This window comes from Stenotrophomonas sp. 3diitr2024 (genome assembly GCF_042136455.1).
GTDB classification, from domain to species: Bacteria; Pseudomonadota; Gammaproteobacteria; order Xanthomonadales; family Xanthomonadaceae; genus Stenotrophomonas; species Stenotrophomonas sepilia.
In genome coordinates this window covers 1-15837 of sequence record NZ_JBHHMJ010000038.1, presented here as the reverse complement: position 1 = coordinate 15837, position 15837 = coordinate 1, and the positions used below count along the sequence as shown (strand labels likewise).

The 15837-nt window shown below is 66.2% G+C and carries 16 protein-coding genes; 3 read left to right on the top strand and 13 right to left on the bottom strand.

The window, feature by feature from the left end:
* Positions 1-52: 52 nt before the first annotated feature.
* The gene (locus ABGA94_RS00790) at positions 53-769 is read right to left on the bottom strand and encodes an SURF1 family protein (RefSeq protein WP_188248626.1); all 717 of its coding nucleotides are present in this window, start codon (positions 767-769) and stop codon (positions 53-55) included.
* 57 nt (positions 770-826) lie between these two features.
* Here ABGA94_RS00790 and ABGA94_RS00785 point away from each other — a divergent pair, with 57 nt between their 5' ends.
* Positions 827-1045 carry a twin transmembrane helix small protein gene (locus ABGA94_RS00785; protein WP_005415003.1) on the top strand — a complete coding sequence of 73 codons (219 nt, stop codon included), beginning with the start codon at positions 827-829 and terminating at the stop codon, positions 1043-1045.
* Positions 1046-1065: 20 nt separating this feature from the next.
* Here the strand turns inward: ABGA94_RS00785 and ABGA94_RS00780 are convergent, their stop codons facing one another.
* The 6 genes from ABGA94_RS00780 to ABGA94_RS00755 are packed head-to-tail and all read right to left on the bottom strand — an operon-like array spanning position 1066 to position 5928.
* On the bottom strand, positions 1066-1941 hold the full coding sequence (locus ABGA94_RS00780) for a cytochrome c oxidase subunit 3 (RefSeq protein ID WP_005407793.1): 876 nt from the start codon (positions 1939-1941) through the stop codon (positions 1066-1068).
* 13 nt (positions 1942-1954) lie between these two features.
* Entirely contained in the window at positions 1955-2545 is a 591-nt protein-coding gene (locus ABGA94_RS00775) for a cytochrome c oxidase assembly protein (protein ID WP_053498717.1), read from the bottom strand.
* Complete coding sequence (locus tag ABGA94_RS00770; RefSeq protein ID WP_375366065.1) at positions 2542-2808, bottom strand: hypothetical protein; 267 nt, start codon at positions 2806-2808, stop codon at positions 2542-2544. The genes ABGA94_RS00775 and ABGA94_RS00770 overlap by 4 nt, the downstream gene beginning before the upstream one ends.
* A gap of 8 nt (positions 2809-2816) precedes the next feature.
* The gene (ctaD, locus tag ABGA94_RS00765; RefSeq protein ID WP_005407790.1) at positions 2817-4424 is read right to left on the bottom strand and encodes a cytochrome c oxidase subunit I; all 1608 of its coding nucleotides are present in this window, start codon (positions 4422-4424) and stop codon (positions 2817-2819) included.
* 59 nt (positions 4425-4483) lie between these two features.
* Complete coding sequence (gene coxB, locus ABGA94_RS00760) at positions 4484-5440, bottom strand: cytochrome c oxidase subunit II (RefSeq protein WP_053498721.1); 957 nt, start codon at positions 5438-5440, stop codon at positions 4484-4486.
* Positions 5441-5451: 11 nt separating this feature from the next.
* Positions 5452-5928 carry a DUF2244 domain-containing protein gene (locus ABGA94_RS00755; protein WP_021202927.1) on the bottom strand — a complete coding sequence of 159 codons (477 nt, stop codon included), beginning with the start codon at positions 5926-5928 and terminating at the stop codon, positions 5452-5454.
* A 274-nt stretch (positions 5929-6202) separates the two neighbouring features.
* Between ABGA94_RS00755 and putA the strand changes: the two genes are divergently transcribed.
* The gene (gene putA, locus ABGA94_RS00750; RefSeq protein ID WP_329846546.1) at positions 6203-9421 is read left to right on the top strand and encodes a bifunctional proline dehydrogenase/L-glutamate gamma-semialdehyde dehydrogenase PutA; all 3219 of its coding nucleotides are present in this window, start codon (positions 6203-6205) and stop codon (positions 9419-9421) included.
* Between the two features lie 118 nt (positions 9422-9539).
* Here putA and pnuC read toward each other — a convergent pair whose 3' ends face one another.
* The 3 genes from pnuC to ABGA94_RS00735 all read right to left on the bottom strand — a co-directional run bounded on the left by pnuC (position 9540) and on the right by ABGA94_RS00735 (position 12227).
* The gene (gene pnuC, locus ABGA94_RS00745; protein WP_005414997.1) at positions 9540-10139 is read right to left on the bottom strand and encodes a nicotinamide riboside transporter PnuC; all 600 of its coding nucleotides are present in this window, start codon (positions 10137-10139) and stop codon (positions 9540-9542) included.
* A gap of 69 nt (positions 10140-10208) precedes the next feature.
* Positions 10209-10655, bottom strand: a complete 447-nt coding sequence (locus ABGA94_RS00740; protein ID WP_005414996.1) for a hypothetical protein — start codon at positions 10653-10655, stop codon at positions 10209-10211.
* A 144-nt stretch (positions 10656-10799) separates the two neighbouring features.
* On the bottom strand, positions 10800-12227 hold the full coding sequence (locus ABGA94_RS00735; protein ID WP_005414995.1) for an outer membrane protein transport protein: 1428 nt from the start codon (positions 12225-12227) through the stop codon (positions 10800-10802).
* 225 nt (positions 12228-12452) lie between these two features.
* Between ABGA94_RS00735 and ABGA94_RS00730 the strand changes: the two genes are divergently transcribed.
* Positions 12453-13145 (top strand): rhomboid family intramembrane serine protease, encoded by a 693-nt coding sequence (locus tag ABGA94_RS00730; protein ID WP_005414994.1) that lies wholly within the window; start codon positions 12453-12455, stop codon positions 13143-13145.
* A gap of 117 nt (positions 13146-13262) precedes the next feature.
* Here the strand turns inward: ABGA94_RS00730 and ABGA94_RS00725 are convergent, their stop codons facing one another.
* From ABGA94_RS00725 to ABGA94_RS00715, 3 genes are all read right to left on the bottom strand, one after another.
* A complete protein-coding gene (locus ABGA94_RS00725) occupies positions 13263-13673 on the bottom strand; it encodes a hypothetical protein (protein WP_005414993.1) in 411 nt (136 codons plus the stop codon).
* 83 nt (positions 13674-13756) lie between these two features.
* Positions 13757-15205 (bottom strand): S41 family peptidase, encoded by a 1449-nt coding sequence (locus ABGA94_RS00720; protein ID WP_375366056.1) that lies wholly within the window; start codon positions 15203-15205, stop codon positions 13757-13759.
* 108 nt (positions 15206-15313) lie between these two features.
* Positions 15314-15837, bottom strand: a 524-nt coding sequence (locus ABGA94_RS00715) for a murein hydrolase activator EnvC family protein (protein WP_375366055.1), incomplete at its 5' end; no start/stop codon positions are given.

Below are 15837 nucleotides of genomic sequence, written 5' to 3'. Positions count from 1 at the left end.
ATGCGGTGGCCGGCATCCAGGAATCCGAGTGCGTGCCGGCCAGCGGCCGACACTACCCGGCGATGGGCCGTCTCCTGCGCCGCTCCAGCACCAGCGCCACCACCAGCACGGTCAGGGCCAGGCCGAACCACTGCACGGCGTAGCCCAGGTGTCGCTGCGGTGGCAGCGTATTTGGCAGCAGGTCCATGTCACGCTCGTCGCCGAAGGGCAGCGCCGGGTCCAGTCGCAGGACCCGCTCGGGCAGTGCTGGCAGGCCCAGCGCTGCGGCGAGGCCCTCGGCCGGCAAGCGGCTGGCCAGCCAGCGCCCCGCCTCACCGGTGGCGGAGAACGGCGGACCCAGTACCAGCCCCGCCGAAGGCGGTGGCGCCAGCAACCCGCGCACGGCCACCGGCGAAGGCGGCGACGGCACCTCAGGAAGCGTGCGATCCGGCGGCAGCGCGCGCCAGCCCAGATCGACCAGCAGCACGCTGCCCTCGTCACTGCGGAACGGGCGATAGATCTTCACGCCGGCGCGGCCATGCCGGATCTGGTTGTCCAGCAGCACCACGCCGGGAAGGAAGCGACCGTGGTCGGCCACGCCGTGCAACGCACCGGGCGCTGCCAGCGCCTGGGCCAGCGACAGCGTCTGAGCCACGGCTGGACCCTGTGCATCCAACATTGCCTGTTTGGCATGCATGCGCTGCAGCTGCCACAGCCCCAATGCGGTGAAACCGGCCATGGCCAGCACGGCCAGCAGCCATCCGAGCACGCGCGTGTGCTGGCGCATCATGACAAGTCCGCGCAAACGCGGTCAGATAGGCACATCCACCCTGCCCTCGAGCCGCGCATGAGTGATTCGCTGAAGACCCTGCTGGTAATCGCGTTTCTGATCGTCATCGTCTGGAATCTGGGCGCCGGCCTGTATTACCTGCTGGTCGACCGCGGCCAGACCAAGCGCACGGTCAACGCACTGACACGCCGCATCGCGGTGTCGGTCGCGTTGATCCTGCTGGTGATCGTGAGCATCTACATGGGCTGGATCAAGCCGCACGGCGTCGGCGGCTGAGGCCACCGATGCGTGCGCGGTCAAAGCACGTAGACGAACAGGAACAGCATCAGCCACACCACGTCGACGAAGTGCCAGTACCACGCGGCGGCTTCGAAACCGAAATGGTTGTCGCGGGTGAAGTGTCCCTTGGCCGAACGCAGCCACATCACGATCAGCATGATCGTGCCCAGCAGCACGTGCGCGCCGTGGAAGCCGGTCAGCATGAAAAAGGTTGAACCGTAGATGCCCGAGCCCAGCGTCAGGTTCAGCTCCTTGTAGGCGTGGATGTACTCTTCCGCCTGCAGGGTCAGGAAACCGAGGCCGAGCACCACGGTCAGGCCCAGCCAGATCAGCAGCTGGCGGCGGTTGCCGGCCTTCAACGCGTGATGGGCGATGGTCAGGGTCACGCCTGAGGTGAGCAGGATCAGCGTATTGATCAGCGGCAGGCCCCACGCCGGGATGGTCTGGAAGGCACCACCGATCGCCGCCGGGCCATTGGTCGGCCATCCGGCGGAGTAGCCCTGCCAGAGCAGCTCGTTGGTCATCACCCCGCGGCCTTCGCCACTGAGCCACGACAGGCCCAGGTTGCGGGTGTAGAACAGCGCGCCGAAGAAGGCGCCGAAGAACATCACCTCGGAGAAGATGAACCAGATCATCCCCATCCGGAACGAGCCATCGACCTGGTGGTTGTAGTTGCCGGCCTGCGATTCGCGCACCACGTCGCTGAACCACCAGAACAGGGTCAACACCAGCATCGCGATGCCGATGTAGAACGTCCAGCGCCCCCAGCTGGCATCGTTGAGCCAGCTGGCCACGCCCACCATGGTCACCATCATCGCGATGGACCCCACGAAGGGCCATTTGCTCTGGGCCGGGACGAAGTACACGTTGGCGTCGGTTGGTGTCTGGGCCATGTCGGTATCCGGGTCAGGGTGCGGCGTGCGCGCCGTCCGAGGTGGCGGCCGGGGCCAGCCGATCGGACAACGCGTCGTTGCGGTAGAAGGTGTAGGACAAGGTGATCGTCTTGATTTCCGGCGGCAGGTCCGGATCGACGATGAAGCGCACCGGCATGTCGCGCTTCTCGCCGGCCTGCAGCGTCTGCGCGGTGAAACAGAAGCACTCGGTCTTGCTGAAGAAGCCCGAGGCACGCGCCGGCGCCACCGAAGGCACCGCACTGCCGACCACCGCCTGCTGGCTGTCGTTGCGGGCGAAGTACAGCGCCTCGTTGAGTTCGCCGGGCACCACATCCATGGTCAGCTGCTCGGGATGGAACGACCACGGCAGGCGCGAATTGACGCCGCCATCGAACTCCACCCGCACGGTGCGCTTGCCAGCTGCGGCACCCGTACTGGCTTCACCACCCGGGCCGCGTTCCAGGCGCACGCCGAATACCTTCTCGCAGGCAATGCGGTACAGCGGCACCAGCGAGAAGGTCAGCAGGAACACCGCCACTGCCACGCCGATCAGGCGCGGCAGCCCGGCACTGGGTGACCGCGTGCTGGCCGGTGCCTCGCTCATCGGCCGATCACCCCGCTGAGGATGAAGCCGACGTAGACCAGCACCGCGATGGCGCCGACCCACATCGCCGTGCGCCGGGCACGCTGGCGTTGCTGTTCGATGCCGTGGTGTTGGGCTTCGCTCTGGCTTTGGTTCTGGTAGAGCCGACTGCTAGCCGGCTGCACTTCGCGAGTCGACTGACAGTCGACTCTACCGTTGGCCAGCACGCCGTCAGCCGAGCATGGCTCGGCTCTACAGGTCTGCAGTGGGCTCTCGTTATGCATGCCCCACCTCAATGCGTGATGTCGTCATGCGCCAGATCGCCCGGGCGGATGGTCGGCGGCGTGGTGAAGGTATGCGCCGGTGCCGGCGACGGCAGCGTCCACTCCAGCCCGCGCGCGCCTTCCCAGCTACGGGCCTCGGCCTTCTCACCATTGCGCAGCGAGGACAGCAGGATCGCGGCCATCATGAACGGCGTGACGAACATGCCGAACGCACCGATCGAGCTGATCAGGTTCCAGTCGGCAAACGCTACGCTGTAGTCCGGAATGCGGCGCGGCATGCCGGCCAGGCCGAGGAAGTGCTGCGGGAAGAACAGCAGGTTGACGAACACGATCGACCACCAGAAGTGCACCTTGGCCCACTTCTCGCTGTACATCCGCCCCGTCCACTTCGGCCACCAGTAGTACACCGCTGCAATCAGCGCGAACACCGCGCCGGTCACCAGCACGTAGTGGAAGTGGGCGACCACGAAGTAGGTGTCGTGGTACTGGAAGTCGGCCGCCACGATGGCCAGCATCAGGCCGGAGAAGCCACCGATGGTGAACAGGATGACGAAGGCCACCGACCACAGCATCGGCGCCTCGAACGTCAGCGAGCCCCGCCACATGGTGCTGACCCAGTTGAACACCTTCACCCCGGTCGGGATCGAGATCAGCATGGTGGCGAACATGAAGTAGATCTCGCCGCCCAGCGGCATGCCCACGGTGAACATGTGGTGGGCCCAGACGATGAACGACAGGAACGCGATCGCGGCGGTGGCGTACACCATCGCCTGGTAGCCGAACAGCGGCTTGCGGCTGAAGGTCGGGATGATCTCGCTGACCACGCCGAAGGCGGGCAGGATCATGATGTAGACCTCGGGATGGCCGAAGAACCAGAAGATGTGCTGGTACATCACCGGGTCACCGCCACCGGCGGCATTGAAGAAGCTGGTGCCGAAGAACTTGTCGGTCAGCAGCATGGTCACCGCACCGGCCAGCACCGGCATCACCGCGATCAGCAGGAAGGCGGTGATCAGCCACGCCCAGCAGAAGATCGGCATCTTCAGCAGGTCGATGCCCGGCGCGCGCATGTTGAGCACGGTGGCGATGATGTTGATCGCACCCATGATCGAACTGATGCCGGCCACATGGATGGCGAACACGCTGAAGGCCACGTTGTAGCCGCCCTGCAGCGACAGCGGCGGATACAGCGTCCAGCCACCGGCCGGTGCACCACCGGGCAGGAACAGCGTCAGCAGCAGCAGGCTGAAGGCCACCGGCAGCAGCCAGAACGACCAGTTGTTCATGCGCGGCAGCGCCATGTCCGGCGCACCGATCTGCAGCGGGATCATCCAGTTGGCAAGCCCGACAAACGCCGGCATCACGCCGCCGAAGATCATCACCAGCGCATGCACGGTGGTCATCTGGTTGAAGAACTCGGGCTTGACGAACTGCAGGCCCGGCTGCGCCAGCTCGGCGCGGATTACCACGCTCATCGCCGCGCCGATGATGAACATGATGAAGCTGAAACCCAGGTACAGCGTGCCGATGTCCTTGTGGTTGGTCGAGAAGAACCAACGCTCGAAGAAACTCTGGTGGTGATGGTGATCGTCGTGCCCAACTGCCGAGTGCGCCATTGCAAAACACCTCTCAGAATCGGTTGTCAACACGGCCGCGAGCGGCCGCGGGCTTTACATCACGCGCCGCTGGCCGCAACCGCAGGTGCATTGCCGGCTTCGGCAGCAGCAGGTGCCGCCGGTGCTTCGCCCGCAGGGGCAGCCGGTTCTGCAGGTGCCGCAGGGGGGGCGGGCTCGGCCGGCGGTGCAGGCTTGCGCTGCGCCAGCCACTGCTTGAAGTCCTCCTTGGACACCGCCTCGACCACGATCGGCATGAAGCCGTGGTCCTTGCCGCACAGCTCGGCGCACTGGCCGCGATACACCCCGGGCTGCTCGATGCTGGTCCAGGCTTCATTGATGAAACCGGGGATCGCGTCCTGCTTCCAGCCCAGCGCCGGCACCCACCAGGCGTGGATCACATCATCGGAAGTGATGACGAAGCGGACCTTGGTATCGACCGGCAACACCAGCCGGTTGTCGACGTCCAGCAGGTAGTGCGGATGACTTTCGCGGGTCGGCACGATGCCACTTTGCCGCACGCGGTCGGATTCCCGGTCCAGGCGACTGGTGAAGGTGACGTTCTCGCCGAGGTATTCGTACTTCCACATCCACTGGTAGCCGGTGACCTTTACCGTCATCTCGGCATCGCGGGTGTCGTACATCTTGATCAGGTTGGCCGTGGCCGGCCACGCCATCACGATCAGGATGATCACCGGGATCACCGTCCAGATGATCTCGGCCTTGGTGTTATGGCTGAAGGTGGCCGCGACCGCGCCCTTGGATTTGCGGAACTTGAAGATGGCGTAGGCCATCGCGCCGAACACGATGACGCCGATCACCGTGCAGATGATCAACGAAAGGTTGTTCGATTCCCAGGCCAGGCGCGAGGTCTGGGTCACCCCCTTGCCCATGTTCAGCTGCCACGGCTTGGGATCGGCCGCCTGGGCCCAGGCCAACGCCGGCATCAGTCCCCCGGTCGCCAGCACTGCGGCAACCGCGTTCACGCACTTCGTGCCCCACCTGCTGCTTTGCTTCATTGCCTAGACCCTTAGCGTCGTCGGTTGCCGCCATCGCTGGCGGCGAGCAAGCTTTCAAGTGTCTCTGCGAGCGTCTGACGTTCGGCCGGCGCGAGGAAACTCCCCACCTCCACCTGCCGGCCGCTGGATGCCAGCCGGACCCTCTCATCGTCGGTGAGCAGGCGCACCCAATGCGGGTGGGCCCGGAACACCGGCGATCCACCGGGTACGGGAATGACCTCCACGTACGCCGGCACTACCCGGATCTCCTCCTGCCGTTCACCGCTGCGCCACAAGGCACGCAGCGCCGCCGCCAGCACCAGGCTGTACAGCAGCGCGAACAGGGGGGCGAATGCATTGCCGGCCCACCACCCGAGGGCGGACACCAGCCACATCGCACCCGACAACACGGTGAACAACAGGACGAACTGCCGGGCATCGAGCGCCCGTGGGGGACGCAGCCGCAGCTGCGTACCTGACCCATCCGGAGCTGGAAGCACCTCGATCATGTCGCAACCGCGTTCCTGCCGCGGGAAACGTCTCGATGGTAGCCCCGCCCTCTCGCCGGTAGCAAGGGTGCATTCACACTTTTTCCGATGCTGCAACACAGCATGCGGTCGGCGGCACGGATGACGAATTCAGCACAAATATCGCCGGGTTTGCTGAACACGCCGAATCCACCACCGTTAGTGGCTATCAGCCCTTCATGAAGGTGTCTGCGTGGCACTTCCGAAGGCCGCAAAAATGATTAAAATCGCCAAGTTTTCCACTGGCCGGACCGGCATGAACGCACCTTCCTCCTCCCCTGCCGCCCACGACGCCCCGCGTCCGGGCGCGCTGCTGTCGCCGGAACTGCCGGCGGCCCCCAACCCGTTCCGCCAGGCCATCACCGATGCCTGGTTGAAGGACGAGGCCAGCCACGTCCGCGAGCTGCTGGCGCAGGCGCGCCTGCCCGCCGAGGAACAGGCCAGGGTGCAGGCGCTGGCCGCCGACCTGGTCGGCCGCGTGCGCGTGCGTGCCAAGGACCAGGGCGCGATCGAAGCCTTCATGCGCCAGTACGACCTGGGCAGCGAGGAAGGCGTGCTGCTGATGTGCGTGGCCGAAGCGCTGCTGCGTATTCCGGACCAGGACACCGCCGACAAGCTGATCCGCGACAAGCTGGCCGATGCCGACTGGGAAAAGCACCTGGGCGGCAGCGACTCGGTGCTGGTCAATGCCTCCACCTGGGGCCTGATGCTGACCGGCAAGCTGGTGCAGATGAACGACGCCACGCGCGCCGATGCGCCCAGCGCATTCAAGCGCCTGGTCGGCCGCGTCGGTGAGCCGGTGGTGCGCCTGGCCGTGCGCCAGGCGATGAAGATCATGGGCCACCAGTTCGTCATGGGCCGCACCATCAGCGAAGCGCTGGCGCGCTCGCACAAGGGCGACAACGCCAGCTACCGCTACTCGTTCGACATGCTCGGCGAAGGCGCGCTGACCATGAAGGACGCGCTGCGCTACCTGGAAGACTACCGTCGTGCGATCCACGCCATCGGCGGCGATCACAAGGCCCGCGGTGGCCGTCCGGACGGCGACGTCAACAACGCGCCGGGCATCTCGATCAAGCTGTCGGCGCTGTACCCGCGCTACGAGCACGCCAAGCGCGAGCGCGTGCTGAAGGACCTGGTGCCGGGCGTGCTGGAACTGGCACAGCTGGCCAAGAGCTACGGCATCGGCTGCACCGTCGACGCCGAAGAGTCCGACCGCCTGGAACTGTCGCTGGACATCATCGAGCAGGTGTTCTCCGACGCCTCGCTGGCTGGCTGGGATGGCTTCGGCGTGGTCGTGCAGGCCTACCAGAAGCGCACGCCGTACACGATCGACCACCTGGCCGACATGGCACGCCGTGCCGGTCGCCGCCTGCAGGTGCGCCTGGTCAAGGGCGCCTACTGGGATGCCGAGATCAAGCGCGCGCAGATCGAAGGCTACCCGGGCTACCCGGTGTTCACCCGCAAGCAGAACACCGATGTGTCCTACCTGGCCTGCGCCAAGCGGCTGTTCACCCATGCGGACGCGATCTACCCGATGTTCGCCACGCACAACGCGCACACCATCGCGGCCGTGCGCAGCATCGCCAACGGCGGCGTGTACGAGCACCAGAAGCTGCACGGCATGGGCGACGACCTGTACGCCGAAGTGGTGCCGGCCGACCGCTTGAACCTGCCCTGCCGCGTGTACGCCCCGGTCGGTTCGCACGAAGACCTGCTGCCGTACCTGGTGCGCCGCCTGCTGGAAAACGGTGCCAACTCCAGCTTCGTCAACCGCATCACCGACGAGCGCGTGCCGATCGCCGACCTGATCCGCGATCCGGTCGAGATGGTCGCCTCGTTCGAATCGATTCCGCATCCCAAGATCCCGCTGCCGGTTGACCTGCTGCGCAGCCAGAACCACGACAGGAAGAACTCCATGGGCGCCAACCTCGCCAACGACAACGAACTGCGCGCCCTGGCCGAGCAGCTCAACGCCGCCGTGAAGCCGTGGCAGGCTTCGCCGCTGGTACCGGGTGCCAACCCGGCCGGCGCCGCGCTGCCGGTGACCAACCCGGCCGACACCCGCGAAGTGGTCGGCCAGTGGCTGGCCGCCGATGCCGCCACCGTGCAGAAGGCCCTGGCCAACGCCGTGGCCGCACAACCGGCCTGGAACCGCACCCCGGCCGCCAGCCGCGCCGCCATCCTCGAACACGCCGCTGACCAGCTGGAAGCGCGCATGCCGGAGTTCATGGCGCTGTGCGTGAAGGAAGCCGGCAAGAGCCTGCCCGACAGCATCGCCGAAGTGCGGGAAGCCGTGGATTTCCTGCGCTATTACGCCAAGCAGGCACGCGAGCAGTTCAGCCACGCCGAGAAGCTGCCCAGCCCGACCGGCGAGTCCAACGAACTGCAGCTGCACGGCCGCGGCGTGTTCGTCTGCATCAGCCCGTGGAACTTCCCACTGGCGATCTTCCTGGGCCAGGTAGCCGCTGCCCTGGCCGCCGGCAACAGCGTCATCGCCAAGCCGGCCGAGCAGACCAACCTGATCGGCTACTACGCGGTGAAGCTGCTGCACGATGCCGGCGTGCCGGCCGAGGTGGTGCAGTTCCTGCCGGGCGACGGCGCCACCGTGGGTGCAGCGCTGACCGCCGACCCGCGCGTGGCCGGCGTGGCCTTCACCGGCTCCACCGAGACCGCCCGTGCGATCAACCGTGCGATGGCCGCGCGTGACGCCGCCATCGGCGTGCTGATCGCCGAGACCGGTGGCCAGAACGCCTTCATCGCCGACTCCTCGGCACTGCCGGAACAGCTGGTCAAGGACGCGATCGGTTCGGCCTTCACCTCCGCCGGCCAGCGTTGCTCGGCCGCGCGCGTGCTGTTCGTGCAGGACGACATCGCCGACAAGGTGATGACCATGCTGGCCGGTGCGATGAAGGAACTGAAGGTCGGCAACCCGGGCCTGCTGTCTACCGACGTCGGCCCGGTGATCGACGCCGACGCGCTGAAGATCCTGCAGGAACACGCCGAACGCATGGACCGCGAAGCGCGCCTGATCGCCGCCGCCGAGCTGTCCGCTGAAACCGCCAACGGCACCTTCTTCGCACCGCGCGCGTATGAACTGAAGGACCTGGGCCAGCTGCACAAGGAAGTCTTCGGTCCGGTCCTGCACGTGATCCGCTGGAAGGGCGACCAGCTCGACGCGGTGATCGACCAGATCAACGCCACTGGCTACGGCCTGACCCTGGGCGTGCATTCGCGCATCGACGAAACCGTTGACCGCATCAGCAACGGCGTCCACGTCGGCAACGTGTACGTCAACCGCAACCAGATCGGTGCAGTGGTCGGCGTGCAGCCGTTCGGCGGCCAGGGCCTGTCCGGCACCGGCCCGAAGGCCGGCGGCCCGCACTACCTGCTGCGCTTTGCCACCGAAAAGACGGTGACGGTGAACACCACCGCCGCCGGCGGCAACGCCTCGCTGCTGACCCTGGGCGACTGATCGCCTGCATGGTGCGGTAAACAAGAAACCCCGCGAATGCGGGGTTTCTTGTGTTTTGCTTCCTGTAGCGCCGGGCCCATGCTCGGCTTTTCCGGCGCAGCCGAGCGTGGGCTCGGCTCTACAGGAATTCAGGTGCCGTCGTGGCCTCGGCCCGCATCAGATTGCGCCAGTGCCCGAGAGCAACAAGTGCATTGACCCAGAAACCGATGTACAGGATCGAGGTCAGGTGCAGGCCACGGCTGTAGTACAGCGGCACTGCAACGGTGTTTACCAGCAGCCAGACCCACCACGACTCCAGCTTGCGCCGCATCATCAGGATCTGCGCGATCACGCTCAGCACCAGTACCGCCGAATCGATGTACGGCGCATAGGCATTGGTCAGTCGGGTCAGCATCCAGCCGTAGCCGAAGGTGGCCACTACCGCCAGCGGCGCCAGCCAGGCCCAGGCACGCGGCCGCAATGAAGTAATCGGCAACGGCGCACCATGATCGCCGCGCAGCCACTGCCACCAGCCCAGCACGCTGATCGCGATGAAGAAGAACTGCAGCACCATGTCCGCGTACAGGTGCGAGCGTTCGAACACGGCAGCAAACAATGCACAGCCGACGATGCCCAGCCACCAGGTGTGCACGTTGTTGCGGCCGGCCAGCAGGATCGAGCCGGCGACGGCGATGTTGGCGGCCAGCTCCAGCTGGAAGTTCGGGTCGGACAGGTTCATGGCGCTATTGTCGTGGATCCACGCGCTGCGTAGACAACCCGGTAGATCCTCGCCATGCGTGGATGGAAATCAAGGCCGCACGCGCACCAGCAATCGCTGGCTTTCTCCGCTTCCCCAGCGTCCTGGCTGCAGGCCGGTTGAAGAGAGCAACGGCGCAAGCCAGTCAGGCGGAACGATGTCCCAGATCACGCCATCGAACGGATGCGGCCATGGCGTTCCCTGAGGATTCGGCGAATGCAGGAACAACGCACTCTGACCGGTATCCGGCGCCAGCGTCACCCAACACTGCACATGCTCCCGCCCGCTCGACGCAACCCGTTCAAGCAGCCGTAGGAGCCCTGCGGCAACGGCGATGCGATCACTGATATGGCGATTGCCGCGCCCCATCCAGTCAAGATGCGTGTGCCAGTAGTCGAACCATTCCGACTCCAACACGCGATCCAGAGTCGCGTTCGCCTTGGCCTCTTCCCGAGCCCAGTATCGGATCATCCGCTTCTGGTAGCGACGATCAACCATTTTGTATTCGCCTGCACTGCGTAAATCCCGGCAAGGTGGCAGGCACTCCCAATAAAGTCACGAGCCGGAAGCGTCATCCATGCATAAAAAAAAGGCCCCGCCTGCGCGGGGCCCTCCGTGTCCTGCTTCAGGCAATCGCCCGAATCAGAACTTGTACTGCATCGACGCCGCCAGCACGTCGCCGCTCACCTTGTACTTGCCGGTCACGGTGTTGGCAGTGGCCGAGGTCGAGGTGATGTTCGGATCCTTGGTGAACAGGTGGGTGTAACCCACGCTGTATTCCATCTTGTCCGAAGCGGCGTAGGTCAGGCCCAGCGACAGCCACTTGCGGGTGGTGTCCGGCACGCGCACGTCACGGTGGGCGTCGGTGGTCGGGGTCTGGTCGTAGGCCAGGCCGCCACGCAGGGTCAGCTTGTCGTTCACGCGGAAATCGGTACCGATCGACGCGAAGGTGGTGTCGCGGTAGTGGAACGGCAGCACGCTGTCCGGCTGGTTGGAGTCATAGTCGACGGTGACCTGGTCGAACTTGCTCCACGCCGTGCGCGTCACCTCGGCCATGATCTGCCACTGGTCGTTCACGCGGTGGGTGAAGCCCACGGTGGCGCTGGCCGGCAGGGTGATGGTGGCGCGGCCGTTGCTGTCGATGAAGGTACCCGGGGCGGCAGTGGCCAGGAAGGCGGCAGCGTTCTGCGGGATGGTGAAGTCGGCCTTGCCGTCGGTGATCTTGTGCTCGACCTTCGAGCGGTAGCTGAAGGCGATGTTGGTGCCTTCCACCGGGGTGACCGTCATGCCCAGGGTGTAGCCGACCGACACTTCGTCGCCCTTGATGCGCAGGTAGCCATCGGCGGTGCCCGGCGAGAAGCCGAGCTGGGCGGCCTGGCGTGCAGCGGCCTGCGACGCCGCCGCAGCCTGGGCTGCGGTGCCGCCTGCAGCCAGCACACGCGCCGCAGCGGTGCGCTGGGCCGTGGCGTTGATCGCGGTGCCGGTATCGACAGCGCTGGTCAGGTCGACGTTCAGGCGCTCGGCGAACACCGAAGCACCGAACGACAGGTACGGGTTGACGTCGTAGGAGAACGCCACGCCCAGGTCGATGGCCTGCAGCTCGGTCTTGACGCCGTTGTAGCGGCCGACCCAGTCGCGGTCGTATTCGGTCTTGAAGCCGAACGGCACGGTCAGCGAAGCACCGAAGTGCATGTTGTCGTTCTCGCCGAACGGCACGTGGAAGTACGCGGCCGGAACCGGGGCGATCATGCCGGCGTCGCCGCCGTTGCCACCGGAAATCGGCGCGCCGTTGCCGTACTGGCCCTGGCCGCGGAACTTGGCGCCGAAGCTGATGGCGCTGACGTCGCCCTGGACCAGGGTGCCGTCGAGCAGGCGCATGGAGGCCGGGTTGGTGGCGATGACCGAGGCGTCACCTTCGGTCGAGGTGGAGCCGGCGAACGCGCGGCCCAGGCCCTTGGCGCTGTTTTCCTTAAGCTGGAAGGCGGCAGCATTGGCATCGGCGGCGGCCAGCGCACCGGCAACGCCGACGGCCAGCAGGGTCAGTCGGGCAATGGTGGAAGCGGTTTGCATCGTAGTTCTCTCTCCGGTAAGCGGTGATGGTGCTCTGAGTGCGCCTGCGCCCGCCGGGTCCTGGGACCCATCGGAGCGCGCCGGATTCCCCTCCCGACATACGACGCCGTATGCGAGTATTACCCAGAGCTGTTAATGAAACAATAACAGCGCAGGCGGTTTTTTCGTCTCAAAAGCTGAACAGGACCGTCCCCACTGAAAGTGGCCGCACGCTAGGCTATTGGCATGTTCGTCTCGCTCCCGTCCCGCAAGAAGGCGGCCCTGCGCTGGGCCACGCCCGTGCTGTTCGCGTCATTGTGGCTGGCGTTCCTGTGGTCGATCTCGCGTCCGGACGATGCCCGCGGCAGCCTCTGGCTGGACTGGGGCGCCCTGTCCACCGGCCTGACCCGCCCGCTGGACTGGTGGGCGACGCTGCAGGACGGCAGCGTGCTGCGCCTGTTCACCGCCCTGTTCCTGCACGCGGACTGGTCGCACCTGCTGGGCAACCTGGTGTTCCTGTTGATCTTCGGCCTGCCCGCCGAGCGGGTGCTGGGGCCGTGGCGGCTGCTGCTGCTGTTCCTGGTCGGCGGCGCAGTGTCGAACCTGGTGGCGATCTACACCATGGGCAGCCCGGACCAGATCATCATCGGCGCCAGTGGCGCGGTGTCGGCCCTGATCGGTGCGTATCTGGCCCTGTTCCCGGGCGCGCGGCTGGGCGTGGTGATCCCGCTCGGCCTGTTCCTGGAGTTCGTGCGCGCCCCGGCCTACCTGCTGATCGGCGTCTGGGCGGCGCTGCAAGTGGTGTTCGCCCACATCGGCCCAAGCTTCGGCATGGTGGCCTGGTGGGCGCACATCGGTGGCTTCGTGTTCGGCGTCGTGTACGGGGTCTACGTGCGGGCTGCGATCGCGCGCCGCCTGCGCAAGCGCCACGGCTTCTGACGCCGGGTAGTGCCGGCCGCTGGCCGGCTCCACGCTCACCGGCCGGTTCGTAGCGTCGAGCGTGCTCGACTCCTTCATCGATATGGATCTGCTCCGTCCGCGATGATGCTGAATGCGTCACTCGCGACTGACCACCAACGTGTTGTGGTGGGTATCGAACAGCAGCGTAGCGCCGTCATCCAGCACCACGAAGTACTCAAAGAACGGTAACTCGCCGAGCAAAGGAATCAGTTCACTTGCCTGCAGAGTCCAGATCGGCCACGGCAATGCGCGCTCATCTGACGCTACCAAGCAGATTTCGCCGTTCACTTCCGCCAGCAGTTTCGCCAAGCAGGAAAGGCCTTCATCGCTGCCGTCGTATAGGATCGTCTGATCAGCCGACGCTTTGCCGGTCCACCAATAGACGAGGCACGGATCAATTCCATGGCGACTCGCCAAGGATTCCAGCAAGCCAGTGGCACGGTCAATCGGCAGCGGATCGCGACCAAGCAGTTGGCTGATCGTGGTCGCGAGGTTCGAATCATCCATGGACCGATTCTATCGGGCGACACCTCGGCTGCGCCGCCTTCCGGATGAACGGGGCGTCCGCCGGGCACGGCCCGGCGCTACCGTCAGGGCTTGGCCGGGGCCGGTGCGGGCTTTGCTTCCGGCTTTGCTTCCGGCTTAGGTTCGACCTTCGCTTCCGGCTTCGCCGCAGCGGCCTTCGCGGTCTTGGCGGCATCCGCCTTCTCGGCCTCGGCCTTCAACCGTGCAGCCACCGAACCGGGGTTCTTCAGCTCGGCCAGCGCGTCGTTGATCGGGCCGTCGCCCGGCAGCACCGCACCGGCGTGGTAGCCCTCGGTGCCTTCGTCGTCGCCGCGCAGATGGCCTGGCAGGGTGGCTTCGCTGTAATCGCTCAGGCTGGCCGGCAGGGCATCCTCCGCCGACGTAGCGGCGGGCTTCAACTCAACATCCGGCACGATGCCGGTGGCCTGGATCGACTTGCCGCTGGGCGTGTAATAGCGCGCGGTGGTCAGCTTCACCGAATCACCGTTGTCCAGCGGCAACACGGTCTGCACCGAGCCCTTGCCAAAGGTGCGGCTGCCAACCACTCGGGCGCGCTTATTGTCGCGCAGCGCGCCGGCGAGCACTTCCGAGGCACTGGCCGAACCGGCATCGGCCAGTACCACCACCGGTGCGCCCTTCAGCAGGTCGCCCGGGGTCGCGTCGAACCGGGCATCGCTGATGCTGATGCGGCCACGAGTGCTGACAATGTTGCCCTTGTCGAGCAGATCGTCGGCGACCTGCACGGCGGCCGTCAGCAGGCCACCCGGGTTGCTGCGCAGATCCAGCACCAGGCCCTTGAGCTGGCCACCGGACTGCTTCTGCAGCTGCTGCACATGCTTCTGGAAGTCCGAGCCGGTATCGGCCTGGAAGGTGCTCAGGCGGATATAGCCATAGCCCGGCTCGAGCAGGCGGCTGCGCACGCTGGTCACGCGGATGGTCTGGCGGGTCAGGCTGACATCGAACGGCTTCGGCTTGCCATCACGCACGATGGTCAGCACCACCTTGCTGCCGGCCGGGCCACGCAGCGGTTCGCTGGCATCGATCGCGCTGATCGGCTTGCCGTCGATGGCGATGATCAAATCGCCGGCAAGGATGCCGGCCTTGGCTGCCGGCGTGTCGTCGATCGGCGCGATCACCTTCATGCTGGCGTTGTCCGGCTGCTGCTGCAGCTCCACGCCGATGCCCTCGTAGGCACCGTTGGCCTGCTCGTCGAAGGCCTGCGCGTCTTCCTTGTTGAAGTAGGTGCTGTGCGGATCAAGGTCGAGCAGCAGGCCACGCACGGCTGACTGCATCAGCTTCTTGTCATCGACCGGGTCGACATAGGCGGCGCGCACCGCGTTGTACACGGCCACGAAACGGCGGATTTCCTCCAGCGGCACCTTCGAAGTCACCGCCTCCTCGCTGTTCGCTGCCTGCCCGCTGGTTTCCGGGCTGGGGGCGGGCGCGGTCTGCTGCGCCCAGGACAGCGCTGGCAACAGGGCCAGCAAGAGGGTGGCGGTACGGGCTGCGCGCATGGATCACTCCTGTCGACGGTGGCATGGTGCCCAAGGCACATGCACCGATTATGCGCGAAGCACAGCTAAATTCCCGTTGAATCCGGCCCGCATCCGGCGGGCCAGGATTCAGCGCCGCTGCAGCCAGCTGTCCGGGTTGACCGGCTGCCCGCCACGGCGCAGCTCGAAGTACAGCGCGGTGACGCCCTGGCCGCCGGAATTGCCGACCTTGGCCACCGCATCGCCGCGGCTGACCCGCGCGCCAGCATCCTTCAGCAGGGTGTCGTTATGCGCGTAAAGGCTCATGTAGCCGTTGCCGTGGTCGACGATCAGGATCATGCCGTAGCCGGTCATCCAGTCGGAGAACACCACGGTGCCATCGGCCACGGCCGTGACCGTGCTGCCAGCTGGCGCGCCGATCAGCACACCGCTGCTGGTGCGCCCATCGGGCAGCTTGCCGCCATAGCGGGCCAGCAGGTTGCCGGACAACGGCCACCCCAGGCCGCCGACCTTCGGCGCCGGTGCCGACGCCACCGCAGGTGGAACCTTGGTGGGCGGCGGTGGACGGCCCTGCGCGGCGGCCTGGCGTGCGGCGCGCTCGGCAGCGGCTTTCTCGGCGGCGGCCCGGCGTGCAGCGGCGCGCCGCTCGGCTT